Annotated in this window: 23 protein-coding genes and 1 pseudogene; 7 read left to right on the top strand and 17 right to left on the bottom strand. The window is 70.8% G+C overall.

Annotation, left to right across the window (positions count from 1 at the left end):
- Positions 1-93: 93 nt before the first annotated feature.
- From C5708_RS17210 to cysS, 4 genes are read right to left on the bottom strand one after another with little or no spacing between them, the layout of a single operon-like run.
- Positions 94-531, bottom strand: coding sequence for an iron-sulfur cluster assembly scaffold protein (locus tag C5708_RS17210; RefSeq protein ID WP_242923006.1), 438 nt, complete (start codon positions 529-531; stop codon positions 94-96).
- Between the two features lie 6 nt (positions 532-537).
- Positions 538-999, bottom strand: a complete 462-nt coding sequence (locus C5708_RS17205; protein ID WP_242923005.1) for an SRPBCC domain-containing protein — start codon at positions 997-999, stop codon at positions 538-540.
- Between the two features lie 15 nt (positions 1,000-1,014).
- Entirely contained in the window at positions 1,015-1,527 is a 513-nt protein-coding gene (locus C5708_RS17200; protein ID WP_242923004.1) for a DinB family protein, read from the bottom strand.
- A 9-nt stretch (positions 1,528-1,536) separates the two neighbouring features.
- Complete coding sequence (gene cysS / locus C5708_RS17195; RefSeq protein WP_242923003.1) at positions 1,537-2,973, bottom strand: cysteine--tRNA ligase; 1,437 nt, start codon at positions 2,971-2,973, stop codon at positions 1,537-1,539.
- 187 nt (positions 2,974-3,160) lie between these two features.
- Between cysS and folE the strand changes: the two genes are divergently transcribed.
- From folE to C5708_RS17180, 3 genes are all read left to right on the top strand, one after another.
- Complete coding sequence (gene folE / locus C5708_RS17190; protein WP_242923001.1) at positions 3,161-3,793, top strand: GTP cyclohydrolase I FolE; 633 nt, start codon at positions 3,161-3,163, stop codon at positions 3,791-3,793.
- 112 nt (positions 3,794-3,905) lie between these two features.
- Positions 3,906-4,304: a phosphoribosyl-AMP cyclohydrolase gene (gene hisI, locus C5708_RS17185; RefSeq protein ID WP_242922999.1), complete on the top strand. Its 399-nt coding sequence runs from the start codon at positions 3,906-3,908 to the stop codon at positions 4,302-4,304.
- The gene (locus tag C5708_RS17180) at positions 4,301-4,936 is read left to right on the top strand and encodes a LysE family translocator (protein WP_242922997.1); all 636 of its coding nucleotides are present in this window, start codon (positions 4,301-4,303) and stop codon (positions 4,934-4,936) included. Before hisI ends, C5708_RS17180 begins: the two co-directional genes overlap by 4 nt.
- On the opposite strand, the gene C5708_RS17175 is transcribed toward C5708_RS17180, so the two are convergent.
- Complete coding sequence (locus C5708_RS17175) at positions 4,933-6,717, bottom strand: alkaline phosphatase D family protein (protein WP_242922995.1); 1,785 nt, start codon at positions 6,715-6,717, stop codon at positions 4,933-4,935. The genes C5708_RS17180 and C5708_RS17175 overlap by 4 nt on opposite strands.
- Positions 6,718-6,749: 32 nt before the next feature.
- A complete protein-coding gene (locus C5708_RS17170; protein WP_242922993.1) occupies positions 6,750-9,257 on the bottom strand; it encodes a TonB-dependent receptor in 2,508 nt (835 codons plus the stop codon).
- Positions 9,258-9,351: 94 nt separating this feature from the next.
- Here C5708_RS17170 and C5708_RS17165 point away from each other — a divergent pair, with 94 nt between their 5' ends.
- Both C5708_RS17165 and rpoH read left to right on the top strand, forming a co-directional pair.
- Positions 9,352-10,389 carry an RluA family pseudouridine synthase gene (locus tag C5708_RS17165; protein WP_242922991.1) on the top strand — a complete coding sequence of 346 codons (1,038 nt, stop codon included), beginning with the start codon at positions 9,352-9,354 and terminating at the stop codon, positions 10,387-10,389.
- A gap of 189 nt (positions 10,390-10,578) precedes the next feature.
- Complete coding sequence (gene rpoH, locus C5708_RS17160) at positions 10,579-11,469, top strand: RNA polymerase sigma factor RpoH (protein ID WP_242922990.1); 891 nt, start codon at positions 10,579-10,581, stop codon at positions 11,467-11,469.
- Positions 11,470-11,582: 113 nt separating this feature from the next.
- Here rpoH and C5708_RS17155 read toward each other — a convergent pair whose 3' ends face one another.
- The 5 genes from C5708_RS17155 to C5708_RS17135 form a co-directional block, all read right to left on the bottom strand.
- Complete coding sequence (locus C5708_RS17155) at positions 11,583-12,185, bottom strand: hypothetical protein (protein WP_242922989.1); 603 nt, start codon at positions 12,183-12,185, stop codon at positions 11,583-11,585.
- Positions 12,186-12,302: 117 nt separating this feature from the next.
- Complete coding sequence (locus C5708_RS17150; RefSeq protein WP_242922988.1) at positions 12,303-13,124, bottom strand: response regulator; 822 nt, start codon at positions 13,122-13,124, stop codon at positions 12,303-12,305.
- A gap of 122 nt (positions 13,125-13,246) precedes the next feature.
- Positions 13,247-14,536 carry an adenylosuccinate synthase gene (locus C5708_RS17145; protein ID WP_242922987.1) on the bottom strand — a complete coding sequence of 430 codons (1,290 nt, stop codon included), beginning with the start codon at positions 14,534-14,536 and terminating at the stop codon, positions 13,247-13,249.
- A gap of 192 nt (positions 14,537-14,728) precedes the next feature.
- Positions 14,729-16,306, bottom strand: coding sequence for a phosphoglycerate dehydrogenase (gene serA / locus C5708_RS17140; protein WP_242922986.1), 1,578 nt, complete (start codon positions 16,304-16,306; stop codon positions 14,729-14,731).
- A gap of 112 nt (positions 16,307-16,418) precedes the next feature.
- Entirely contained in the window at positions 16,419-17,594 is a 1,176-nt protein-coding gene (locus C5708_RS17135; RefSeq protein ID WP_242922985.1) for a phosphoserine transaminase, read from the bottom strand.
- 232 nt (positions 17,595-17,826) lie between these two features.
- Here C5708_RS17135 and C5708_RS17130 point away from each other — a divergent pair, with 232 nt between their 5' ends.
- Together C5708_RS17130 and C5708_RS17125 are read left to right on the top strand one after the other, a co-directional pair.
- Positions 17,827-18,171, top strand: a complete 345-nt coding sequence (locus tag C5708_RS17130) for a hypothetical protein (RefSeq protein ID WP_242922984.1) — start codon at positions 17,827-17,829, stop codon at positions 18,169-18,171.
- Positions 18,172-18,199: 28 nt separating this feature from the next.
- Complete coding sequence (locus C5708_RS17125; protein ID WP_242922983.1) at positions 18,200-18,577, top strand: hypothetical protein; 378 nt, start codon at positions 18,200-18,202, stop codon at positions 18,575-18,577.
- Positions 18,578-18,627: 50 nt separating this feature from the next.
- On the opposite strand, the gene C5708_RS17120 is transcribed toward C5708_RS17125, so the two are convergent.
- The 6 genes and pseudogenes from C5708_RS17120 to C5708_RS17095 all read right to left on the bottom strand — a co-directional run.
- Entirely contained in the window at positions 18,628-19,449 is an 822-nt protein-coding gene (locus tag C5708_RS17120) for a PhzF family phenazine biosynthesis protein (protein WP_242922982.1), read from the bottom strand.
- An 18-nt stretch (positions 19,450-19,467) separates the two neighbouring features.
- Positions 19,468-20,046, bottom strand: coding sequence for a nucleotidyltransferase family protein (locus C5708_RS17115; RefSeq protein ID WP_242922981.1), 579 nt, complete (start codon positions 20,044-20,046; stop codon positions 19,468-19,470).
- A gap of 37 nt (positions 20,047-20,083) precedes the next feature.
- Positions 20,084-20,890: a bifunctional hydroxymethylpyrimidine kinase/phosphomethylpyrimidine kinase gene (gene thiD / locus C5708_RS17110; RefSeq protein ID WP_242922980.1), complete on the bottom strand. Its 807-nt coding sequence runs from the start codon at positions 20,888-20,890 to the stop codon at positions 20,084-20,086.
- Between the two features lie 60 nt (positions 20,891-20,950).
- Positions 20,951-21,736 carry a dihydropteroate synthase gene (folP, locus tag C5708_RS17105; RefSeq protein ID WP_242923052.1) on the bottom strand — a complete coding sequence of 262 codons (786 nt, stop codon included), beginning with the start codon at positions 21,734-21,736 and terminating at the stop codon, positions 20,951-20,953.
- A 20-nt stretch (positions 21,737-21,756) separates the two neighbouring features.
- Complete coding sequence (gene ftsH / locus C5708_RS17100; RefSeq protein WP_242922979.1) at positions 21,757-23,640, bottom strand: ATP-dependent zinc metalloprotease FtsH; 1,884 nt, start codon at positions 23,638-23,640, stop codon at positions 21,757-21,759.
- 133 nt (positions 23,641-23,773) lie between these two features.
- A pseudogene (locus C5708_RS17095) lies at positions 23,774-24,169 on the bottom strand (tRNA(Ile)-lysidine synthetase); the annotation flags it as partial.

The raw sequence follows: 24,169 nt of genomic DNA, 5'->3' as shown, positions 1-24,169 counted from the left end.
CTCGTGACAACGAAGGGTTTGACCTATCACGCGCTAGGCGTGCGCGCCACAAGACCGTCGCAATGCAGCAATCTTTGGGCGGACGACTTCGACTCAGGACGCCGGCGCGGGCGCCGCGACGCGGGCCGCTTCGGCCGCCGCCTCGAAGGCGAGCATCGTCGAGGCGTGGCGGGCCGGATAGTCCCTGACCGCCTCCAGCACGGCGAGGTCGGCGAAGCGGCCCTGCGGCGGCGGGCCGCCGGCCTTGAGCATGGCGCGCAAGGCGTCGCGCGCGGCTTCCAGCTCGGCGAGGCTGGCCCCGACCACGTGGGCGCCCAGCACGGCGGCGGCGGCCTGGCCCAGCGCGCAGGCCTTCACGTCCTGGGCGAAGTCGGCCACCCGGTCGCCATCCATCGTCACGTCGACGACGATGCGGCTGCCGCACAGCTTGGAGACCTTCTCGGCGCTGGCGTCCGGCGCGGCCAGCCGGCCGGCGCGCGGCATGTCGGCGGCCAGGCGCAGGATCTTGGCGGAGTAGAGGTCGTCGATCATGCCTCTTTACTTGGCGCTTGCGCCGCGCTCGCGCCAGAGGGCCTCGGCGCGGTCGCGCAGCGCCTCGCCCATGGCCTCGAAGCCGCCGCGGATCGACGTCCTCATCTGTCGGGCGACGAAGCCGCCCAGCAGGCCGCCGAACATTTCGCCGTTGGAGAAGATCGCGCCGTCCTCGCTCATCTTCTCGATCTCGAAATAGCGGACGGTGCGCACCAGCCCGTTGGCCATCGACAGCCGCCAGTGCAGCTGTTCGTGCGGCACCCAGTCCAGCACCACAGGCCGGATGACCTCGGGCTTCTGTCCCGGCAGCTTGAGGGTCATGGTCAGCACCTCGCCGATGCGGATCGTCCCCGACGCCGCGCCGTAGAGCGGGCACCACTCGTCCCAGCGCCCCAGGTCGGACAGCACCTCCCAGATCACCTCGGCCGGAGCCTGGACGCCCAGCCGGTGTTCGAGTTTCACGGGCATCGCAACATCCTTGTCCTATGAACCCCTGCCGATCCCGGCCGTCCGCTGGAAGATCGGCAGGTCCAGCGCCGGCCCCTCGCCGCCCGCCGCCGTCAACAGGGCGTGGGCCTGGCCGCGGTGGTGGGCCTGGTGGTTGAAGAAATGGTCCAGGACCGACCACAGCGGCTGAACCGTCACCACGCCGGCGGTCATGCTGGTCCAGCGGAAATCGCTCTCCAGCGCGTAGGCCGTCAGGCTTTCGGCATAGGCGAGGATGCGCCGGTCCTCGGCCTCGCGCGCGGCGCGCAACGGCGCCAGGCTGTCCGCGACCACCGCGTCCAGGCGGTCGTAGGGAGGCGGCTCGCCCATAAGGCGCGCCATCCAGACGCGGTCCGCCACCAGCAGGTGGTTCAAGGTCCCGCCGAGCGAGCCGAACGCCGCGCCGCGGTCGGCGTGGAAGGCCGCGTCCGGCAAACTGGCGGCGGCGTCATAGATCAGCGCGTTGGCCCAGGCGTTGTAGCCGGCGAACATGCGGCAGCGTTCGAGCATGGCGCCCCGTCAGGCCTCCGCCGATTCCCGGAACCGCCAGGTCGCCCCCTGCGGGCCGTCCATGACCACGACGTTGAGCGCGTTGAGCTCGTCGCGGATGGCGTCGGCCGCCGGCCAGTCCTTGGCCTGGCGCGCCGCCAGGCGTCGGGTCAGCAGGTCGTCGATGCGAGCCTTCAGCGCCTCGTCGGCGCCGCCCTCGAACCAGGACCCCGGGTCGGCCTGGAGGAAGCCGATCAGCTCTCCGGCCCGCAGCAGGGCGGCCCGGCGCAGCCAGGCGGCCTCCTTGTCGCCGGCCGTCAGGGCCGCGCGCAGTCCCTGGGCCAGCTGGAACAGCTCGCTCTGGGCCTGGGGCGTATTGAGGTCGTTGGCCAGGGCGGCGTCGAACGGCGCGGCCAGCTCGGCCGCCGCCCGCTCGATCACAGGATTGCTCCGGACGTCGTAGCCGGCCAGCTCGCGGCCGGCGTCCTGCAGCACCTGATAGAGCCGGTCGAGGCTCTGGCGAGCCTGGACGATCAGCTCCGCCGTCCAGTCCAGCGGCGCGCGGTAGTGCGCCGACAGCAGCGCCCAGCGGATCGCCTCGCCCGGCGTGGTCTTGAGCAACTCGCGCGGCAGCACGACATTGCCCAGGCTCTTGGACATTTTCTCGCCGGCCATGTCGAGGAAACCGTTGTGCAGCCAGTAGCGGGCGTAGACCGGCGCGTGGTCGGCGCAGCGGCTCTGGGCGATCTCGTTCTCGTGGTGCGGGAAGATCAGGTCGAGGCCGCCGCCATGGATGTCGATCGGCGCGCCCAGGGTCTTCTCGACCATGGCCGAGCATTCGATGTGCCAGCCCGGCCGGCCCGGCCCCCAGGGCGAAGGCCATTCCGGCTCGCCCGGCTTGGACGGCTTCCACAGCACGAAGTCGGCGGGATGGCGCTTGTACGGCGCCACCTCGACCCGGGCCCCGGCGATCATGTCGTCGAGGTCGCGGCCGGACAGCGCTCCGTAGTCGGGGAAGCTCTGGGTGTCGAACAGCGCGTGGCCCTCGGCGGCGTAGGCCGAGCCGCCCTCGATCAGCCGCGCGATCATCGCCTGCATCGCCTCGATATGGGCGGTGGCGCGCGGCTCCAGGGTCGGCGGCAGGGCGCCGAGCGCGGCCATGTCCTCGTGGTAGGCGGCGGCGTAGCGCTCGGTGACCACTGAGATGTCGACCCCCTCGGCGGCGGCCTTGGCGTTGATCTTGTCGTCCACGTCGGTGATGTTGCGGGCGTAGACCACCGCCTCGGCGCCGTAGATCCGGCGCAGTACGCGGAACAGCACGTCGAAGACCACCACCGGCCGGGCGTTGCCGATGTGCACGTAGTTGTAGACCGTCGGTCCGCAGACATACATCGTCACCCGCTGGGGATCGGCGGGAACGAACGGCCGCTTTTCGCGGGCCATGGTGTCTTGGAGAACGAGATTCATCGGCCTTGACGCTGGGTGAACGGTTGCCCGGATGGGCGCAGGTCCCATATAGCTGTCTGTCCGACGACAGGCCACGGGCTTTCGGGGCCGGAACCTTGCGCCGTTCGTCGATGTGAAAAGGGTGGCACGCGTCAATCCGGGACGACAGGCGTTCCGGCGCAACTCAGCCCTGGGAAAACTAGCCGTCATGGATGCTCTGGCTCACGACCGAACCCTCATCGGCGCGTCCGATGTTGATCTTGAAGCCGTGAAGAAGCCGTCGCGCGACGAAGCGATGGCCGCGGTTCGCACCCTCATCGCCTGGGCCGGGGACGACCCCCGCCGCGAAGGCGTCATCGACACTCCCGGCCGCGTGGTCGACGCCTTCGAGGAATGGTTCGCCGGCTACGCCGCCGATCCGGCCAAGGAGCTGTCGCGCACCTTCGAGGACGTGCAGGGCTACGACGACATCGTCATGCTGCGCGAGATCGAGGTGGAGAGCCACTGCGAACACCACATGGCCCCGTTCCTGGGCAAGGCCTATGTCGCCTACATGCCCACCAACCGGGTGGTCGGCATCTCCAAGCTGGCGCGGGTGGTCGAGATCTTCTCCAAGCGCCTGCAGACCCAGGAAACCCTGACCCAGCAGATCACCGACGCCATCACCGACAGCCTCAAGCCGGCCGGCGTCGCCGTGCTGATCGACGCCGAGCACCAGTGCATGACCACCCGCGGCGTGCACCACAAGCACGTGACGACGATCACCACCCAGTTCACCGGCGTCTTCAAGACCGACAGGGCCCTGCAGGAACGCTTCCTGACCTTCGTCAACCGCCGCTAGGCGGCGCACGCCTCGGTCGAACATGGGCGCGGGCCCTGGCCCGCGCCCTTTTTCGTGGGCGGCGAAGCGGCGCGCTTGACATGGCCCGCATGAGGGCCGCCTGACTTCCGCCATGACCCAGCCGCCGTTCCCGACCGCCGCCTCCACCGCCGAGCTCGAGCGCGGCCAGGTCCTCGCCCCGCGCTTCGACGCGAACGGGCTGATCGCCGCGGTGGCCACCGACGCCGGAACCGGCGAGGTGCTGATGCTGGCCTGGATGAACGCCGAGGCCCTGAGGCTGACCCTGGACACCGGCGAGGCCCACTATTTCAGCCGCTCGCGCCAGGCGCTGTGGAAGAAGGGCGAGACCAGCGGCCAGGTCCAGAAGGTTGTCGAGCTGCGCGTCGACTGCGACCAGGACGCGGTGTGGATCAAGGTCCGGCCCCAGGGCGACGGCGGCGCCTGTCACGTCGGCTTTCGCTCATGCTTCTATCGCGTCGCCGAGGACGGCGAACTGAAGGAGCGGCCATGACCCTGACCCAGGCCCTGATCGCCTACGCCCTGGCGGCGGGGCTGCTGACCGTCACCCCCGGCCTCGACACCGCCCTGATCCTGCGCACCGCCGCCGTCGAGGGGCCGCGCCGGGCGGCCGGGGCGGCGATCGGCATCTCCGTCGGCTGCCTGATCTGGGGCGCGGCGGCGGCGCTGGGCCTGGGCGTGCTGCTGGCGGCCTCGCACCTGGCCTACACCGTGCTGAAATGGGCGGGCGCGGCCTATCTGGCCTATCTGGGCGTCAAGCTCCTGGTCCGCCCTCGCGCCCGGTTCGACGCCGGCGCGGCGGCGGCCGACGGCGAAACCGCGAAGGCCGGCGGAAGCTGGCTGGTCCGCGGCCTGACCACCAACCTGCTCAATCCCAAGATCGGCGTGTTCTACGTCTCGTTCCTGCCGCAGTTCGTGCCCACCGGCGCGCCGACGGCGCCGTTCATCATGCTGCTGGCCGGCCTGCACGTGCTGATGGGCCTGGTCTGGGCCGGCGGGCTGATCGCGGCCACCCAGCCGCTGGGCCGGGCCCTGAGGCGCCCGGCCGTGGTGCGCAGCCTCGACCGACTGACGGGCGTGGTGTTCCTGGGCTTCGCCGCCAGGCTGGCCCTGGATCGCCGCTAGACCTTCTCGACCGGCCCGACGCCGACGCCCGGCGTCGCCGCCACCCGCCAGGTCGACAGCACCTTGGCCTCGTAAGGCTTGGCGGCGATGGTCACGCCGGTCAGCTCGGCCCGCGCCTCGCTCGGCGTCAGGGTCAGCTTGATATAGCCCTTCGACAGCTGGTCGTTCAGCTTGACCTCGGGGTTCTGGGCCTCGAACACCTTGCCGATCTGGAAGCCGGCGTAGTCGCCCATCGACGGGCTGGTGATCGAGCTGGTCCCGAACTCGACGGCCACCCGCCGCCCCTTGGCGTCATGCAGCTCGTTGACCCAGAAGGCGTGGCTGTCGCCCGACAGCACGATCGGGTTGCCGCCCCCGGCCGCCGTCAGGGCGTCGTAGACCCGCTCGCGCGCGGCGGTGTAGCCGTTCCAGCCGTCGAGGTCGAACGGCGTCGGATAGGTGAAGGCCTCGGCCAGGCGCGCCGCGCCGGCCCGTTCCTTCTCGGGCAGCATGGCCAGCCGGCGTTCGAACTCGGCCGGGCCGAACATCTTCTTGATGTCCGGATTGATCAGCCGGGCCATCACCACCTCGTTGCCCAGCACCTGCCAGGGCTTGCCGGCCTTGGCCGAGGCGGCGGCCTCGCGCGCCAGCCACAGCTCCTGGCGCGGCCCCAGCATCTGGCGCTCGGGATTGTCGATATAGGCGCGCACCGCCTCGACGTCGGGGCCCAGGACATAGGGCGCGGCCGCCTTGCCGCCGTTGGCGGCGGCCTCGGCCTTGACCTTCTGGGCCAGGGTCGGATCGGCCACCTTGCGGCGGACGCCGTCGGCGCCGACTTCGTAGGCCGTCAGCGGGATGTCCTCGGGCCGGTCGTATTCCAGCTGGTAGGAGCGGGCCAGCAGCCGGCTCTCCAGCATGATCAGGCTGGCCAGGTCGCCGAACTGGAAGCTGCGGTTGATGGCCTCGAACGCCTGGCCGGGGGCCGGCTCGCGGATCGGCATCCACTCGTAATAGGCCTGCATGGCCACGCGCTCGCGCTCGATCCAGGCGCCCTGGGTCTTGGGGTCATGGTTCTCGGCGCCGCCGGCCCAGTCGTCGTTGGCGACCTCGTGGTCGTCCCACACGCAGATCCAGGGGCAGCGGGCGTGGGCGGCCTGCAGGTCGGGGTCGCGCTTGTACTGGGCGTGGCGGGTCCGGTAGTCGGCCAGGGTGACGATGTCGTGGGCCGGCTCGTGGGCGCGGCCCAGCTTCTTGCCGTTGACCATGCCGTAGGAGTGGTCGCCGCCGTACTCGTAGATGTAGTCGCCGAGCTCGACCACGGCGTCGACGCGGTCGAGCCGGGAGATGTGGTCATAGGCGTTGAAGTAGCCGTTCGGATAGAGCGAGCAGGTGACGAAGGCCAGCACCACGTCCTTCACCGCGCCCTGCGGCAGGGTGCGGGCCCGGCCGACCGGCGAGACGGCGCCGCCGAGGTTGAAGCGGTACCAGTAGTCGCGGCCGGGCCTGAGGCCGGCGGCGTCGACCTTGACGGTGAAGTCGCGGTGCGGCGCGGCTTCGGCCACGCCCTTGGCGACGACGCGCGAGAAGCCGGCGTCCTCGGCCACCGTCCACTGCACCGCCGTCGGGGCGGAAAGGCCGGACACCCGGGTCCACAGCACCACGCGGTCCTGCAGCGGATCGCCGCTGGCCACGCCGTGCTCGAACCGTCCCGCCGCCGTTCCGCCGGCCTTGGCCTTGGCCGCCGCCGGTGCCGCCGCGCCCAGGCCGAACAGGGCCAGAGCCTTCCGCCGATCGATCCGCATGCCGCGCTCCCCGCTTTGGTGTCCGTCCGCGTCTAGCGGCGGATTGTGACAGTCACCCCATAGTAGCGCGGACTTCCGGCGATGAACGTCGGAATGCCGAAGGCGTCGCCGGTGTTGCCGGCGTCCTTGATGTACTTCTCGTCCAAGGCGTTGGTGACGAAGGCGCCCACCGACCAGTTCGACGAGAACGAGGGCTGGTAGTCCAGGCGCAGGTCGAGCAGGCCGTAGGGCTTCTGGTACTCGTCCTGGACGAGGTCGGGCAGCAGGTGGCCCTTCTGCAGGGCCGGGATGTCGTTGTCGTCGTCGAAGAAGATCTTCGACTGCCAGGTGTAGGTCGGCGTGAAGGTGAAGCGGCCGGCCAGGGCCTGGACGCTGAGCGCGGCGCCCACCGAGAGCTTGTGGTCCGGAGCCAGGCGGAACTGGTTGTTCTTGTAGAGCCCGGTCGAGAACCGGCCGTGGTTGTAGCCGTAGGCGGCGAACAGGTCGGCCCACGGCGCCGGCCGCCAGGTCGCCTGCCCCTCGAAGCCGTAGCTCTGGGCCTGGCCGGCGTCGGTGGTGAACAGCAGGGCGCCCTGCTGCACCGTGGTCTGGAAGTGGTCGTACTCGTAGTCGTAGACCGCGCCCTCCAGGCTGAGGCGGCCGCCGTCGAGCAGGGCCTTGGCCCCGATCTCGTAGGAATCGACCGTCTCGGCCGAGACCGGCATGAAACGCGCCGCGCCCTGCGGCGTGGAGGGGGCGCCCGCCGTCAGCACCTCGGGCCGGCGTCCGCGGGCGTAGGAGGCGTAGAAGCTCAGCGTCGGGGACGGCTTGTAGCGGCCGACCAGGCGCCAGGTCAGGCCGTCGTCGGTCAGGTCGGCGCTCTGTTTGTCGCCATTGTTGGCGGTGGGCTGGGCGACGATCCCGAACAGCGGCACGGGATAGCCGGCCGACTGCGGGATGGCGGCCGCGCCGGGCGCGGCCAGGGCGGCCAGCAGGGCCGTGCGGTTCGGCTCGGGCAGGCTGAGCGCGGCCATCACCCCGCCCAGCACCGAGCGGCCGTTCAGCACCGCCGACGACACCCGGCTGGTCTTGTCGGCGGTGGTGTAGCGCAGGCCCGCCGAGATCTCGATCTTGTCGGTGGCCCGCCAGGTGACGTCGCCATAGACGTCATAGGCCGTGGTCTCGCCGAAGTTGGCGTAGCTCTCCAGGTGCGGGGCCTTGAGGTTGGCGGCGACGCCCTGGGCGATCGGGGTCGGCAGGGCGTAGCCGTAGGAGCCGGCCAGGCCCTTGAGCAGGGCGGCCGAGAACGCCGGATTGGCCAGCACCGCCGCCGGCTGCGGGTCGGGCCTGGCGATCTGCCCGGCGATCAGGGCCAGGGCGTAGCGTTCGTCGATCTGCACCGGCACGCGCTGGCGGCCGTTCTCGCCGAAGGCGCTGACGCCGGCGAACCAGGTGAACCGGCCGCCCTCATCGTAGTTCAGGCGGAACTCCTGGCTGTACTGGCTGCCGCGGGCGTCCTCGGCGAAGGTCAGCATCGGCAGGGAGAAGCCGTCCGGATCGAACACCTCCTCGCTCTGGAAGTGGCGGGCGGCGGTGATCGAGCTCAGCTTGAAAGCGTCGCTGATCCGATAGTCGACCAGGGCGGTGACGCCCTGGACGTAACGCTTGACGCCCAGGTCGGCGCCGCCCTCGAAGCCGTAGCCGCTGGACAGGGCCGCCGGGCTGTTGGGGCTGCGGTCGCCCAGCACCTGGCCGGTGGTCGGGTTGGTCGGGTCGAAGGTGTTGGACTTGAAGGCCGTGCCGGTCGGATGGTCGGCCTCGTAGTTGCCGATCAGGTCGACGGTCAGGCGGTCGGTCGGGGTCCAGTGCGCCGACAGACGCAGGGCGCCGGTGTCGGTGGAGCCCAGCGGCTCGCCGCCCAGCAGGTTGCCGACCGGGCCGTCGCGATGCTTGAAGCGCCCGGCGAAGCGCACCGCCAGGTCGGGCGTGACCGGCACGTTGGCCATGCCCTCGAACAGGCCGTAGTTGTCGTTGCCGTACTCGGCGCGCAGCCGCCAGTCGAGCGCCGAGGGATCGGCCTTGTTCTGGATGACGTTGACCGCGCCGATCAGGGCTCCGCGTCCGAACAGGGTCGATTGCGGCCCCTTGGCCACCTCGATGCGCTGGATGTCGAACAGTTCGATATAGGAGCCGCGCGACTTGGAGATCGAGACGCCGTCCTGGAACACCGACACGCGCGGCTCCACCGTCGAATCGCCGCTGTCGGAGGTGATGCCGCGCATCACGAAGCCCGGATTGTTCGGCGACTGGTTCTGGACCACGAAGCCGGGCACGAACAGCGACAGCCTGTCGAACTCCTGGACGCCGATCTTCTCAAGGAAATCGCCGCGATAGGCGGTCAGGGCCATCGGCACGTCGAGCGTCTTCTGCTCGCGCTTCTGGGCGGTGACGACGATCTCGTCGATCTGCGAGGCGGCGTCCTGGGCGTGGGACGCGGCGGCGGCCGAGAGGGCCGCCATGCCGGCGGCGGCGAACAAACTGATTCGACGAATGGTGGTCATGACGACGCGCCCCTACTCTACGCTGCACCCGCTGGCGATAGCGGCCGGCGATGTCGGGCTCGCGACGCGGGCGTGACGCGGCTATGAAACCGGCATGGCCGAAGACGCGGACGACGACATCGAGGAATTCGGGGCGGAGCCGCCGCAGACGGGGCTCCCCGGGGCGGACGGCGGGTCGGTCTCGGTGCTGCTCGGCCCGGACGAGGCCGGCGGCCGCCTGGACAAGACCCTGGCCGCCCGGCTGCCGGACCTGTCGCGCTCGCGCATCCAGGCCCTGATCGCCGAGGGCGCGCTGACCCGCGACGGCGCGCCCTCGGCCGACCCGTCGGCCAAGGCCGCGCCGGGCCTCTACGTGCTGGCGACCCCCGCCCCAAAGCCGGCCGAGCCCGAGGCGCAGGACCTGCCCCTGGTCGTGCTCTACGAGGACGACGACCTGATCGTCGTCGACAAGGCGGCCGGCATGGCCGTCCACCCCGCCCCCGGCGTCGAGGACGGCACCCTGGTCAACGCCCTGCTGCACCATTGCGCCGGCGGCCTGTCGGGGATCGGCGGCGTGGCGCGGCCTGGAATCGTCCACCGCCTGGACAAGGACACCTCCGGCGTCATGGTCGCCGCCAAGACCGACCGCGCCCACGCCGGCCTGTCGGCCCTGTTCGCCGCCCACGACATCGAGCGCATCTACCTCGCCCTGACCCGCGGCGCGCCGCATCCGGCGCGAGGGACCATCGAGACCCGCATCGGCCGCTCGCAGCACGACCGCAAGAAGATGGCGGTGCTGCGCTCGGGCGGGCGCGAGGCGGTGACCCACTACGCCGTCGAACGCAGCTTCGGGCCCCAGCCCAAGCCCCTGGCCGCCCGCGTCGCCTGCCGGCTGGAGACCGGGCGCACCCACCAGATCCGCGTGCACCTGGCCGCCAAGGGCGCGCCCTGCCTGGGCGATCCGATCTACGGCTCGGGGGCGCCGGCCGGCCCGGTTCGCGAGGCGCTGGCCGCCTCCGGGCTGCGGCGCCAGGCCCTGCACGCCGCCGTGCTGGGTTTCGTCCATCCGGTCACCGGCAAGGCCCTCCGCTTCGAGACGCCGCCGCCCGCCGACATGGCCGACCTGGAACGGCGCCTTTCGACCCTGTCCTGACCCTGATGTCGGCGCCGGATCGGCCCCTGCGTCGATTTCGTCATATCCGAGCCCCATAGTCGGACATTACAATTGGGTGACCGGCCTTAAAGGAGACGCATCGGTATCCTATCTAGGCGTCAAGGGGACGGGCGAGGCCGCAGGGGATGCGACCACCGACGCTCGACCGTGATCTTAAGGGGATGGCCTATGGCCACAGCCAACGTACTCGCCGTGATGTCGCCGGAAGGCGGCCTGTCGCGCTACCTGACCGAAATCCGCAAGTTCCCGATGCTGAGCAAGGACGAGGAGTTCATGCTCGCCAAGCGTTGGCGCGAACATGAAGACCCCGACGCCGCCCACAAGCTCGTCACCTCGCACCTGCGCCTCGTCGCCAAGATCGCCATGGGCTATCGCGGCTACGGCCTGCCGATCGGCGAGGTGATCTCCGAGGGCAATGTCGGCCTGATGCAGGCGGTCAAGAAGTTCGAGCCCGACAAGGGCTTCCGCCTGGCCACCTACGCCATGTGGTGGATCCGCGCCTCGATCCAGGAATACATCCTGCGCTCGTGGTCGCTGGTGAAGATGGGCACCACCGCCGCCCAGAAGAAGCTGTTCTTCAACCTGCGCAAGGCCAAGAGCGAGATCTCCGCCATCGAGGACGGCGACCTGCGCCCCGAACAGGTCAGCCACATCGCCACCAAGCTCGGCGTGCTCGACGAGGAAGTGATCTCGATGAACCGGCGCCTGTCCGGCCCGGACGCCTCGCTGAACGCGCCCCTGCGCTCGGACAGCGAAAGCGAATGGCAGGACTGGCTGTCCGACGACGCCCAGGTCTCGCAGGAGACCCAGGTCGCCGAGGACGAGGAACGCTCGATCCGCATGAGCCTGCTCGAAGAGGCCATGACCGAGCTGACCGACCGCGAGCGGCACATCCTGACCGAGCGCCGGCTCAAGGACGACCCGACCACGCTGGAGGAGCTGGCCGCCCAGTACGGCGTCAGCCGCGAACGCGTCCGCCAGATCGAGGTTCGCGCCTTCGAAAAGCTGCAGAAGGCGATGCGCTCGGCCGCCGAGGAACGCAACCTGATCGACGCCTAGAGACCATGCGGTCCAACGAGATCGCCTGATCGCCGAACCGCCAGGCCCCTCCTTCGCTGCGCGAGGGAGGGGTTTTGTGTCTTGAGCTCGGCCGGCCTCCTCGCGCGGGGCGTTTAGCCCAGCCCGGACGGCGCGGCGCCGATGCGGGTGTCGATCGCGATCCAGTTCACTTCCCAGGTCCGGCCGCCGTCGTCCGAGAAGGCCTGCTCGAACCGGCCCGAGGTCGGGGTGATGTCCGACCAGACGCCCCGCACCAGGATCATGCGGCCGTTCAGCTCTTCCTGGTCGTAGAACTCGCCGCGGCCGTTCCGGAACTCGCCGACGGTCGGCGTGCTCATCGTCCCGACGGCGCTGTTGGCGAAGTTCAGGCTCCACTGGTGCGAGACCGGGTTGTAGAGCCGCAGCGACAGCCCCTCGATGTGTCCGGCCGGGCCGTCGACCTCCAGCTCGACCATGTTGGCGCGGCCGTCCCAGATCTTCCGCACCACCGACGTGCCGTCGTATTCGGCCCAGGTCGTCGACCCCGTCAGGGGATGGACGAGGCGGCGGATATGCGTTCGCCATGTACCGATCTCGAAGTCGAAATCGTGCTGTCCGTCCCGCCGGGCGGCCGGCTTGGCCGGATCGGCCTGCGGCTGCGCCACGCCGGGTCCAGGCGCAGCTGCGACTGCGCCGCCCACGGCGAGGACCGCCGCGATGGTCTGCAACGCCTTCATGGTTTCCCTCCACCGGGCCGGGGACCGCGTCGGGGCGACGGTCTTGGCCGGCCGGGCGAGAAACAATGAGCCGTTTTCAACGGAATGCAACGCGCGGCCGGCCGGCGACGCGCCAGGCTAGGCCGCCGTGCGGGCCTTGCCCTCGGCGTCCGGCGGCAGGAACGCGACGAGGTCGCGGACGCAGAGCTCCAGGTCGCCCCGAGGCACGGCCGCGCCGGTCTCCACCGCCTTGGCCAGGCAGCGCTGCAACGCGCCCGCCGCGACGGCGAGCTTCATGTCGCCGGTCGCCGCCGACGCCCGCGCCAGTTCGACCGACTGGGCGTGGATGGCCCGCAGCGCCTGACGCGGGTCGCTGTCGATGGCCAGGATCGCCGACTTGAGGATGCGCAGGGCCTGGTTGATCTTGGCCGCCTCGGGCGTGGCCTCGGCGTCGCTCTTGCGCTTGCGCGGCCCCTTGTAGTCGGCCGAATTGAACCGCCGCCGGTCGGGGCCGATGTACTGCACCGCCTCGACCCAGTCGCGCGAGCGCAGGGCCACCGCCTCGACGCGCTTGGTCAGGTCCTTGATGGTGTAGGGCTTGCGCAGGAATTCGTGCACGCCGGCGTCGCGGGCGCCGACGATGGCGACGGCGGTGGCCTCGCTGGTGACCATGATCACCGGCGCCTGGCGGCAGGCCATCTCGCTGCGGCGGATCATCCGCGTCAGCTCCAGGCCGTCGAACGCCTGGCCCGCGAACTCGGTGAAGATGATGCTGGGGTTCTCGGCGCGCGCCGCCTCGAGCGCGCGGCGCATGTTCGGTTCGACCGTGATGGCGCGCGCGCCCAGATGGTTGAGCAGGTCGCTCAACAGCCGGCTGGCGGCCGGCGCGGGGTCGACCACCAGCACGCGGTCGAGCGCGCGGACGATCTTTCGCTGGTCGCTGGAGCTTGCGGTGAGCACGGCCTTCTCTTCGGGGGAGCTTCGGGTATGTCCCCCGAATTAGGCACGGATCGGGTAAACACCGCCTTGACGCGCGATCCCGCCAGACCCGGCGCGCCGGGCCCGCGGGATCGCCGCCGGGATCAGCCCTGGAACGGGTCGCGCATCAGGATGGTGTCGTCCCGCTCGGGGCTGGTCGACAGCAGGGCCACCGGAGCCTCGATCAGCTCCTCGATGCGGCGCACGTACTTCACCGCGTTGGCCGGCAGGTCCTTGGTCGAGCGCGCGCCCTGCGTGCTCTCGCTCCAGCCGTCGAGATACTCGTAGATCGGCTCGACGCCGGCCTGGTCCTTGAGGCCCGCCGGCAGGTAGTCGAGCGCGCGGTCGCCGATGCGGTAGCCGACGCAGACCTTGAGCTTGTCGAAACCGTCGAGCACGTCGAGCTTGGTCAGGGCGATGCCGTGGATGCCGTTGATGGCGATCGACTGGCGCACCAGCACCGCGTCGAACCAGCCGCAGCGGCGGGCCCGGCCGGTGACGGTGCCGAACTCGTGGCCGCGCTCGCCCAGGCGCTGGCCGACCTCGTCGGTCAGCTCGGTCGGGAACGGCCCCTCGCCGACACGGGTGGTGTAGGCCTTGACGATGCCGAGCACGAAGCCGGGCGCGCGCGGCCCCAGGCCCGAACCGGCCGCCGCCTGGCCGGCGACGGTGTTGGACGAGGTCACGAACGGATAGGTGCCGTGGTCGACGTCGAGCAATGCGCCTTGCGCGCCCTCGAACAGCACGCGGCGGCCGGCCTTGACCACCTGGTCGAGGGTCCGCCACGCCGGGCGGGCGAAGGGCAGCACCTTGGGCGCCACGTCCAGCAGTTGCTGAAGGATCTCGCCGGCGTCGGCCTCCGGCAGGTCCAGGCCCTTGCGCAGGGCCTGGTGGTGGGCGAGCAGGCGGTCGATCTTGGGCTTCAGCGCCTCGGCGTCGGCCAGGTCGGCGACGCGGATGGCGCGGCGGCCGACCTTGTCCTCATAGGCCGGGCCGATGCCGCGGCCGGTGGTGCCGATGCGGTTGGCCCCGGCGGCCGCTTCGCGCGCGGCGTCGAGGTCGCGGTGCAGCGGCAGGATCAGGCAGGCGTTGTCGGCCAGGACCAGCAGCTCGGGCGTGATCGCCACGCCCTGGGCGGCGATGCGGCCGATCTCGTCGAGCAGCGCCCACGGGTCGACGACGACGCCGTTGCCGATCACCGACAGCTTGCCCTGCACCACGCCCGAGGGCAGCAGGCTGAGCTTGTAGACCTTGCCGTCCACCACCAGGGTGTGGCCGGCGTTGTGGCCGCCCTGGAACCGCACCACCACGTCGGCGCGGTTGGACAGCCAGTCGACGATCTTGCCCTTGCCCTCGTCGCCCCACTGGGCGCCGACGACGGTCACGTTGGCCATTGGATAGCACTCCTCGCCTGCCCAGGTAGATCCCGTTCGCCCTTCGACAGGACTCGGCGGCGGGACGTGCAATGCGATCGCGCCGCGACGAAGGCGGCGGCGCAGGACCTTTATAGGATCGCGTCGGGGATTTGTAGTGTTTCGCGCGGAACGCCGCCGCCAGCCGCACGAACGGCCGGCGGCGGAGCCGGATCAGAAGGTCAGGCTGCGCGCCTCCTTGACGTGCGGCAGGGCCTGCACCTTGGCCAGCAGGGCCTCGTCCGGGGCCTGGTCGACGCCGACCAGGGCGATGGCGTCCTCGCCGGCGGCGGTGCGCCCGAGGTTGAAGGTGGCGATGTTGACCCCGGCCTCGGCCAGCAGGATGCCGAGCGCGCCGATGAAGCCGGGCTTGTCGAGGTTGTTGACGTAGAGCATGGCCGTGGCGAACGGCGCATCCAGCTCCATGCCCTTGACCTCGACCACCCGCGGCGAGCCGCCGACCAGCGTGCCGGCGAAGGCGCGCTTGCCGAGCTGGGTGGTGACGGTGATGCGCATCAGGTTGTCGTAGACCGGGCTCTGCTCCTGGCGGCTTTCCGACAGGGTGATGCCGCGCTCCTTGGCCACCGCCGGCGCCGAGACCATGTTGATCTCGGCCAGCATCGGCCGCAGCACGCCGGCCAGGGCGGCCGCGGTCATCGGCTTGACGTTCAGGCCGGCGACGTCGCCCTCATAGGCGATGTCGATGCTCTTGAGGCCGACATCGACCATCTGGCCGGCCAGGGCGCCCAGCTTTTCGGCCAGGGCGACGAAGGGCTTCAGCTTCGGCGCCTCGTCGGCGGTGATCGACGGGCTGTTGAGGGCGTTGGAGACCGCGCCGGTCAGCAAGTAGTCGCTCATCTGCTCGGCGACCTGCAGGGCGACGTTCTCTTGGGCCTCGACGGTCGAGGCGCCCAGGTGCGGCGTGGCCACCACCTTGTCCGAACCGAACAGCGGATTGGCCTTGGCCGGCTCCTCGACGAAGACGTCGAAGCCGGCGCCGCCGACATGGCCCGAATCGAGCAGCTCGCGCAGGGCGACCTCGTCGACCAGCCCGCCGCGGGCGCAGTTGACGATCAGCACGCCCTTCCGGGTCTTGGCCAGGTTCTCGCGGCTGAGGATGTTGCGGGTCTTGTCGGTCAGCGGCGTGTGCAGGGTGATGACCTCGGCGCGGGCCAGCAGGTCCTCCAGCTCGACCTTCTCGACGCCGATCTCGACGGCGCGTTCCGGCGACAGGAACGGATCGTAGGCGATGACCTTCATCTTCAGGCCGTTGGCGCGGTCGGCGACGATGCCGCCGATGTTGCCGGCGCCGATCAGGCCGAGGGTCTTGCCGAACAGCTCGACCCCCATGAAGCGGTTCTTCTCCCACTTGCCGGCCTGGGTCGAGGCGTCGGCGGCGGGCAGCTGGCGCGCCAGGGCGAACATCATGGCGATGGCGTGCTCGGCGGTGGTGATCGAATTGCCGAACGGGGTGTTCATGACCACGACGCCGGCGGCGGTGGCGGCGGGGATGTCGACATTGTCGACGCCGATGCCGGCGCGGCCGATGACCTTGAGGGTCTTGGCGGCGGCGATGACGTCCTTGTCGGCCTTGGTGGCCGAGCGGACGGCCAGGCCGTCATAGTCGCCGATGATCTTCAGCAACTCGTCCTTGGACAGGCCGGTCTTGACGTCGGCCTGGACGCCGCGGGCGGTGAAGATCTCGATGGCGGCGGGGGAAAGCTTGTCGGCGATGAGAACGCGGGGAGCCATGGGTTTTCTCCTGGCGAAAGGCGTGAAAGGCGGATGCGGCCCCTCGCGCGCTGCGCGGCCTGTCGTCCTGCGAAGGCGGCGAGCGCGGTCAGCCGAGGAACCGGCTTTTGATTCAGGCGGCGAGCAGCTCGGCGGCGACCGACGCGAAGGCCCAGTCGAGCCACGGCGTCAGGGCCTCGACGTCAGCCGTCTCGACGGTGGCGCCGCACCAGATGCGCAAGCCCGGAGGGGCGTCGCGATAGGCGCCGATGTCGAGGGCCGCGCCCTCCTTCTCCAGCAGCGAGGCCAGCCTCTTGGCGAAGTCGGCCTGGGCGTCGGCCGGCAGGGCGGCCACGCGCGGGTCGACCACCTTGAGGCAGACCGAGGTGTTGGAGCGGGTGGCCGGATCGACCGGCAGGAAATCCACCCAGGCGGTCTTCTCGACCCAGGCTTCCAGCACGCCGAGATTGGCGTCGGCGCGGCCCTGCATCCCGGCCAGGCCGCCGATGTTCGAGGCCCACTTCAGCGCGTCCAGGCAGTCCTCGACGCAGAGCATCGACGGGGTGTTGATGGTCGCGCCCTCGAACAGGTCGAGGGTGACCTTGCCGCCCTTGGTCATGCGGAACAGCTTGGGCATCGGCCAGGCCGGCGTATAGTTTTCCAGCCGTTCGACCGCGCGCGGGCCCAGGATCAGCACGCCGTGCGCGCCTTCGCCGCCCAGGGCCTTCTGCCAGGAGAAGGTGACGACGTCGAGCTTGGCCCAGTCCAGCTTCTGGGCGAACGCCGCCGAGGTGGCGTCGCAGATGGTCAAGCCTTCGCGGTCGGCGGCGATGAAGTCGGCGTTCGGCACGCGCACGCCCGAGGTGGTGCCGTTCCAGGTGAACACCAGGTCGGCGTCCTTGCGCACCTTGGCCAGGTCCGGCAGGTGGCCGTAGGCCGCGTCGAGCACCTCGACGTCCTTGAGCTTGAGCTGCTTGGTCACGTCCGTGACCCAGTCCTTGCCGAAGCTTTCGAAGGCGAGCAATTGCACCGGCCGGGCGCCGAGCAGCGACCACAGCGCCATCTCGACGGCGCCGGTGTCCGAACCCGGCACGACGCCGATCAGGAATTCGGGGGGAACTTCCAAGACCTCGCGGGTGCGGTCGATCGCCTCTTTCAGGCGCGCCTTGCCGGGCTTGGAACGGTGGGAACGGCCGACGACCGCTCCCTGTAGGTTTCCGGGGTCCCATCCAGGGCGCTTGGCGCACGGGCCGGACGAGAATTCGGGACGAGCCGGGCGCATGGCCGGCTTAGCGGGAGTCTGGTTCATCGATGTATCCCATCCTTGCAGATGGGCAGCACCCCGTTGGGAGGGTGTGGCCCGCCGCCGGATATACACGAACGCTTCGCCCGCGCGAGCAAAATTTTTGCGTCCGGCGGCGTTCAGCAAGCTGAATGAGAGACAACGCTCCCCTCAGACTGGCTTCAGGCCGTTTCCGCTTTCCTTGCGCCATGACGCCGCCGGCCCCGCCACCGCGACGCCGCTAGAGAAAGGACACGCCATGAAGCGCCTGACGCTCTCGATCCTCGCCGCCTCGACCCTGGCCGTCGCGGTCCCCGCCATCGCCGACGCCCAGCCGTGGCGACCGATCGGCCAGCGCGTCGCCGACCTCGACCGCCGTATCGACATGGGCGAGCGCAACGGCGGCCTGACCCATCGCGAGGCCCGGTCCCTGCGCATCGACCTGCACGGCCTGGTCCGCCTGGAGGACCGTTACCGCGCCAGCCGGCCGGGCCTGACCCCGGCCGAACGCGCCGACCTCGACCGCCGCTTCAACGCGCTCAGCGCCCGCATCCACTGGGAAAAGCGCGACGCCGATCGCGGCCGCCCCAGCCGATACCGTTAAACCGAACCCGCAGAAGGGAATTCCAGCCATGAAAAAGATCCTGCTCTCCGCCCTGGCCGTCGCCGCCGTCGCCGGCGCCGCCTTGCCCGCCGCCGCCCAGGCCTGGGACCCCGGCCCCGTCCGCGCCGACTATGGCGATCGCGGCCGCTGGGACTACGACCGCGCCGACCGCCTGGCCTGGCGCATCGACCGCGGCGAGCGCGACGGATCGCTGAACCGCTGGGAGGCCCGCCGTCTGCGTTCCGAACTGAACGACATCCGCTCCCTGCAATACCGCTACATGCGCGACGGCTGGATGAACGGCTGGCGGCGCGCCGACCTCGACCGCCGCTACGAGGCGCTGAGCCAGCGCATCCGCTGGGAAAAGCGCGACGGCGACTACCGTCCGGGTCCGTACTATCGCTGATCCGCCCGCGGCGCGGAAAGAAGGGGCGGCCCCGGCGGGCCGCCCCTTCGTCATGCCCGAGGCTGGAGGCGCAGGGTCGTCTCGGCGACGGTGACGGCGCGGCCGCGCAGCAGGGTCCGGTCGGCGCGAACCTCGCACTCCAGGTCGCCGCCCCGTCCGGGATAGGCCTGATGGAACCGCAGCGTGGTCCGGCCGAGCCGCCCGGCGAACAGCGGCGCCAGGATGCAGTGGGCCGACCCCGTCGTCGGGTCCTCCGGAATGCCCGAGCCGGGCGCGAAGAAGCGGCTGACCACGTCATAGGCCGCCCCCGGCCGCGCCGGCGCGGCGACCACGACATTGCCGGGCTCGGCCGCGCCCTCCCCGATCCGGGCCAAGGCGCCGAGGTCAGGGCGCAGGGCCCGCACCGCGGCCTCGTCCTCGACCAGGGCGACCAGATAGGCCGCGCCCCAGACCTCGACCGGCCGGGCCCCGAGGGCGGCGGCCAGTCCCTCGGGCTCGGCGATCCGGCGCGGCGGGTCGGCGGGGAAATCCATCTCGTAGCCGTCGCCGGCGCGGACGACGCTCAGCGCCCCGCCCAGGGTGTCGAAGCGCACGCGGCCGGCCGCCAGCCCCAGCTCGGCGAACAGCACGTGGGCGGCGGCCAGGGTGGCGTGGCCGCACAGGGGCGCCTCGATGGCCGGGGTGAACCAGCGCAGGCCGAAGCGGGCCGGGTCGTCGGTCGTCAGCAGGAAGGCGGTCTCGGCCTGGTTGTTCTCGGCGGCCAGGGCCTGCATCCAGGCCGCGTCGGGCCAGGCGGCGAACGGCGCGACCACGCAGGCGGGGTTGCCCTTGAACGGGACGGAGGCGAAGGCGTCGACGGTCCATTGCCGCATGGCGGGTCTCCCTGGCGATCAGGCCTGGACCACGGTCAGTTCGGGCCAGCGCGCCCTGGCGCTGGCGACCACCCGGTCCCAGCCCTTGGCCAGCGGCCGGTTGGGATTGGGCCGGATCGTCAGGTCGAACACGTCGGCGAGGCCGAACGGGGCGGCGATGGACAGCGCGTCGTCCTTCTCCAGGCGGACGCCCACCGCGAAGCACGGCGCGACGAAGCGGCCGAGCGCCTCGTCGGTATGGGCCAGCGGCGCGTAGGGCTCGCCGAACCTAGACTCGAACCAGATCGCCACCCGCGCCTGGTTGCGGACCTCCACCTTCTCGGCGAGCCCCGGCGGGAAGGCCGCCGCGACCCGCCGGATGACCACGTCCTCGGCCTCGTAAGAGGTGTCGGCGTCGTCGAAATAGCCGAGGTCGTAGTCCTTGACGCCATAGTCGGGATCGCGGCCGGTAAGGGCGTTCCAGGCGGTCTGGTAGACGGCGCCGGAAAAGATCCGCCAGTCCGGCGGGTCGAGGTCGCGCACCGTGGTCAGCACCGTCATCAGGGTCGGGCTGGCCCGCAAGATCCCGGCCAGCCGCGCCTCCAGATCCTCGCTCATCCTTCATTCTCCGCTACAGGCTGATGACGTCGCCCGGCTATCGCTCCCGCAGCGGCCAGCCGTGATCCAGCGGCCCATGCCCGCCGCCCAGGCCGGGCGCGCGGCGCATGGCCTCGGCGACATAGGCCCAGGCGCGCGCCGTCGCCTGCGTCAGGGGCAGGCCCTGGGCGAGGCCCGCGGCGCAGGCGCTGGCCAGGGTGCAGCCGGTGCCGTGGGTGTGGCGGGTGTCGAGCCTGGGCCCCTCGAAGGTGGTCTCGCCGTCCGGCGTCATCAGCACGTCGGTCACGGTCTCGCCCGGCACGTGGCCGCCCTTCATCAGCACCGCCCGGGCGCCCAGGCCGAGCAGGACCTCGCCGGCGCGGCGCAGGTCGTCGGTGGCGGCGCAGACGAGGCCGGTCAGCGCCTCGGCCTCGGGCGCGTTCGGCGTCAGCAGCGCCGCGCGCGGGATCAACAGGGTCTTGACCGCCGAGATCGCCGCCTCGTCCAGCAGCGGCGCGCCGCCCTTGGCGATCATCACCGGATCGATCACCGCCGGAACCCCGGCCGCCTCGTCGAGCAGGCCGGCGACCAGCTCCACCGTCTCCAGCCCGCCCAGCATGCCGGTCTTGATGGCGTCGGCGCCGATATCCTCCAGCACCGCCCGCGCTTGGGCGGCGATGATCGCGGGCGGGATGGGATGCACGCCGTGGACGCCGAGGGTGTTCTGCACGGTCACCGCCGTGATCGCGGTGGCGGCGTGGCCGCCGAGCATGGTCACCGTCTTGATGTCGGCCTGGATGCCCGCCCCGCCGCCGGAATCGGACCCGGCGATGATCAGGACGCGGCCTTTGGGATCAGCAGTCATCATCTGGCGATAGCGCGTGCGGGGCGGCTTGCCGAGCCACTTTCGGCGCCGCCGTGACCGTCAGCTGCGATCGATGGCGCTCCACACCGTCAGCGCCTGGACCGTCTCGCGCACGTCATGCACCCTCACCATGGCCACGCCCGCCCGCGCGCCGGCCAGGGCCGCCGCCAGCGAGCCGCCGAGGCGGTCGCCCGCCTCGACCGCCGTCGGGTCGAGCTCGCGCACGAAACGCTTGCGGCTGACGCCGAGCAGCACTGGAAAACCCAGGGCGACGATGCGGTCGAGGCCGGCCAGCAGGGCGAGGTTGTGGGCCAGGGTCTTGCCGAAGCCGATCCCCGGATCGAGGGTGATCCTGTCCCGCGCCACGCCAGCGGCCATCGCCGCCCCGGCGCGTTCGGCCAGGAAATCCGCCACCTCGGCGACCACGTCGCCGTAACGTGGCGCGTCCTGCATGGTGCGCGGCTCGCCCTGCATGTGCATCAGCACCACGCCGCAGCCGAGTTCGGCGGCGGTCGCCAGGGCGTCCGGCGCTCCGCGCAGCGCCGTCACGTCGTTCCAGATGTCGGCGCCGGCCGCCACGGCGGCGCGGGCCACGGCCGGCTTCATGGTGTCGACCGAGATGGGGATGGCGCTGTCGCGGCGGACGGCGGCGATCACCGGGACCACCCGGGCGATCTCGTCGGCCTCGGAAACCGGGTCGGAGCCCGGCCGCGTCGACTCCCCACCGAGGTCGAGCAGATCGGCCCCCTCGGCGATCAGGCGGCGCGCATGCGAAACGGCGGCCGCCTCGTCGAGGAAGCGGCCGCCGTCCGAAAAGCTGTCGGGGGTGACATTGACCACCCCCATGACCTTGGGGCGCTTCGAACTCACGCCGGCTCGGGATCGGGGGCGTGGGTCAGAGGCACGGCCACGGACGGGCCGGTCGGCTTGACCTCCTGCTCGTCCTCGCGGGTCGGCGGCACGCCCTTGAGCAGGTTGACGATCTCGTCGCCGCCCAGGGTTTCGTACTCCAGCAGGCCCTTGGCCAGGATGTGCAGCTCCTCGAGCTTCTCGGTGAGGATGCGGCGGGCCTCGTCATGGCCGGTCTGGACGATGCGCTTGACCTCGGAATCGATCTTGCGGGCGGTCTCTTCCGAGACGTTCTGCTGACGCGACACCGAGTGGCCGAGGAACACCTCGTCCTGGTTCTCGCCGTAGGCCACCACGCCCAGCTCGTCGGAGAAGCCCCAGCGGGTGACCATCATCCGGGCCAGCTTGGTCGCCTGCTCGATGTCGGACGAGGCGCCCGAGGTGACGTTGTCCTTGCCGAAGATCAGCTCCTCGGCCACCCGGCCGCCCATCATGATGGCCAGGCGCGAGGTCATCTGCTGGAACTTCATCGAGTAGCGGTCGCCTTCCGGCAACTGCATGACCATGCCCAGGGCGCGGCCGCGCGGGATGATCGTCGCCTTGTGCACCGGGTCGGCCGAAGGGACGTTCAGCGCCACCAGGGCGTGGCCGCCCTCGTGATAGGCGGTCAGGCGCTTTTCCTCGTCGTTCATGGCCATCGACTTGCGCTCGGCGCCCATCATGACCTTGTCCTTGGCGTCCTCGAAGTCGCGGTGGGTGACCATGCGCTTGTTCTTGCGCGCGGCCATCAGGGCGGCCTCGTTGACCAGGTTGGCGAGGTCGGCGCCCGAGAAGCCGGGGGTGCCGCGGGCCAGGGTCTTGACGTTGACGTCGGCCGACAGCGGCACGTTGCGCATGTGCACGCGCAGAATCTTTTCGCGGCCACCGACGTCCGGGTTCGGCACCACCACCTGACGGTCGAAACGGCCAGGACGCAGCAGGGCCGGGTCGAGCACGTCGGGCCGGTTGGTGGCGGCCACCAGGATGATGCCCTCGTTGGCCTCGAAGCCGTCCATCTCGACCAGCAGCTGGTTCAGGGTCTGCTCGCGCTCGTCGTTGCCGCCGCCGAGGCCGGCGCCGCGATGGCGGCCGACGGCGTCGATTTCGTCGATGAAGATGATGCAGGGGGCGTTCTTCTTGGCCTGCTCGAACATGTCGCGTACGCGGCTGGCGCCGACGCCGACGAACATCTCGACGAAGTCCGAACCGGAGATGGTGAAGAACGGCACGCCCGCCTCGCCGGCGATGGCGCGAGCCAGCAGGGTCTTACCCGTGCCGGGCGGGCCGATCAGCAGCGCGCCCTTGGGGATCTTGCCGCCCAGCTTCTGGAACTTGCCCGGGTCCTTCAGGAAATCGACGATCTCCTGCAGCTCGTCCTTGGCCTCATCGACGCCGGCGACGTCCTCGAAGGTGACGCGGTTCTTGTTCTCGGTCAGCAGCCGGGCCTTGGACTTGCCGAAGCCCATGGCCCCCCGCGCGCCGCCCTGCATCTGGCGCATGAAAAATATCCACACGCCGATCAGCAGCAGGATCGGCAGGGCCTGCAGGAACAGGCCGAGCGGGGTGATGCCGGCCGGGCGCTTGACCTGGATGTCGGAGTTCTTGGCCTCCAGCCGCTTGATCAGGTCGTCCTGGATCGGCGGGGTGACGGCGGTGTAGGTCTTGCCGTCGACGTCGCGCACCTCGACCACGTCGCCGTTGACCACGGCGCTCTTCACATGGCCGGTGTCGATCTTGTTCAGCAGCTGCGAGTAGGTGATCTCGCTGCTGGAGCCGCCTTTGACGCTCTGGTTCATCACGCTGTAGAGCCCGATGAGCACCACGATGATGACGCCCCAGATGGCCAGGTTACGCAGGTTCATAGAATTCGCCTTTTGAGCCTCGCCGCGCCGCCCGGCGGAGCGGGCTGCGAAGAGCCCCGCCCGAAAGGCGCGTCAACAGATCTTTCCGACACAACATAGGACGCCGGGTTAATTTTCGCCACGCACGGCGTTGTTACGCCGCCGCTTCACGGTCGATCGCCCCGCAGGCCGCCCGCAGCCGCTCGCCCGCCAGGGCCCGGACCGTCGCGCCGCCGCCGGGGCGCAGCAAGGGACAGGAGACGCCGCCGGCGGGGTCGGCGAAGGCCGGCAGGGCCGGACGGGCCTCGGCCGGGAGAGCCGCCAGCGCCGCGCGCTCGGCCGGCGGCAGACGGGCGGCGAGCCCCTTGAGCGGGGCGACGCGCACGGCCTCCGGCGCCGCGATCTCGAAGCGGCCGTCCCAGACCGCCGTCTCGCCGGCCGCCGCCGACAGGGGCGCCAGGCCGCCGCGCGCGGTCTCGCCGGCGTCGCGGACGAACAGCGCCGTCTCGCCGCGGGCGATGACGCGGGCGCCGGCCAGGGCGGCGGCGAA

It is taken from the genome of Caulobacter sp. CCUG 60055 (genome assembly GCF_022750545.1).
GTDB lineage: Bacteria > Pseudomonadota > Alphaproteobacteria > Caulobacterales > Caulobacteraceae > PUIC01.
Note: the sequence above shows the minus strand (reverse complement) of the source record. Positions and strands in the feature narration are given on the sequence as shown.

Bases quoted from the DNA above. Each gene is read 5' to 3' on its own strand.
- C5708_RS17210 (WP_242923006.1), bottom strand. From the start codon at position 531: ATGATCGACGACCTCTACTCCGCCAAGATCCTGCGCCTGGCCGCCGAC.
- C5708_RS17205 (WP_242923005.1), bottom strand. From the start codon at position 999: ATGCCCGTGAAACTCGAACACCGGCTGGGCGTCCAGGCTCCGGCCGAG.
- C5708_RS17200 (WP_242923004.1), bottom strand. From the start codon at position 1,527: ATGCTCGAACGCTGCCGCATGTTCGCCGGCTACAACGCCTGGGCCAAC.
- cysS (WP_242923003.1), bottom strand. From the start codon at position 2,973: ATGAATCTCGTTCTCCAAGACACCATGGCCCGCGAAAAGCGGCCGTTC.
- folE (WP_242923001.1), top strand. From the start codon at position 3,161: ATGGATGCTCTGGCTCACGACCGAACCCTCATCGGCGCGTCCGATGTT.
- hisI (WP_242922999.1), top strand. From the start codon at position 3,906: ATGACCCAGCCGCCGTTCCCGACCGCCGCCTCCACCGCCGAGCTCGAG.
- C5708_RS17180 (WP_242922997.1), top strand. From the start codon at position 4,301: ATGACCCTGACCCAGGCCCTGATCGCCTACGCCCTGGCGGCGGGGCTG.
- C5708_RS17175 (WP_242922995.1), bottom strand. From the start codon at position 6,717: ATGCGGATCGATCGGCGGAAGGCTCTGGCCCTGTTCGGCCTGGGCGCG.
- C5708_RS17170 (WP_242922993.1), bottom strand. From the start codon at position 9,257: ATGACCACCATTCGTCGAATCAGTTTGTTCGCCGCCGCCGGCATGGCG.
- C5708_RS17165 (WP_242922991.1), top strand. From the start codon at position 9,352: ATGGCCGAAGACGCGGACGACGACATCGAGGAATTCGGGGCGGAGCCG.
- rpoH (WP_242922990.1), top strand. From the start codon at position 10,579: ATGGCCACAGCCAACGTACTCGCCGTGATGTCGCCGGAAGGCGGCCTG.
- C5708_RS17155 (WP_242922989.1), bottom strand. From the start codon at position 12,185: ATGAAGGCGTTGCAGACCATCGCGGCGGTCCTCGCCGTGGGCGGCGCA.
- C5708_RS17145 (WP_242922987.1), bottom strand. From the start codon at position 14,536: ATGGCCAACGTGACCGTCGTCGGCGCCCAGTGGGGCGACGAGGGCAAG.
- serA (WP_242922986.1), bottom strand. From the start codon at position 16,306: ATGGCTCCCCGCGTTCTCATCGCCGACAAGCTTTCCCCCGCCGCCATC.
- C5708_RS17135 (WP_242922985.1), bottom strand. From the start codon at position 17,594: ATGAACCAGACTCCCGCTAAGCCGGCCATGCGCCCGGCTCGTCCCGAA.
- C5708_RS17130 (WP_242922984.1), top strand. From the start codon at position 17,827: ATGAAGCGCCTGACGCTCTCGATCCTCGCCGCCTCGACCCTGGCCGTC.
- C5708_RS17125 (WP_242922983.1), top strand. From the start codon at position 18,200: ATGAAAAAGATCCTGCTCTCCGCCCTGGCCGTCGCCGCCGTCGCCGGC.
- C5708_RS17120 (WP_242922982.1), bottom strand. From the start codon at position 19,449: ATGCGGCAATGGACCGTCGACGCCTTCGCCTCCGTCCCGTTCAAGGGC.
- C5708_RS17115 (WP_242922981.1), bottom strand. From the start codon at position 20,046: ATGAGCGAGGATCTGGAGGCGCGGCTGGCCGGGATCTTGCGGGCCAGC.
- thiD (WP_242922980.1), bottom strand. From the start codon at position 20,890: ATGACTGCTGATCCCAAAGGCCGCGTCCTGATCATCGCCGGGTCCGAT.
- folP (WP_242923052.1), bottom strand. From the start codon at position 21,736: ATGGGGGTGGTCAATGTCACCCCCGACAGCTTTTCGGACGGCGGCCGC.
- ftsH (WP_242922979.1), bottom strand. From the start codon at position 23,640: ATGAACCTGCGTAACCTGGCCATCTGGGGCGTCATCATCGTGGTGCTC.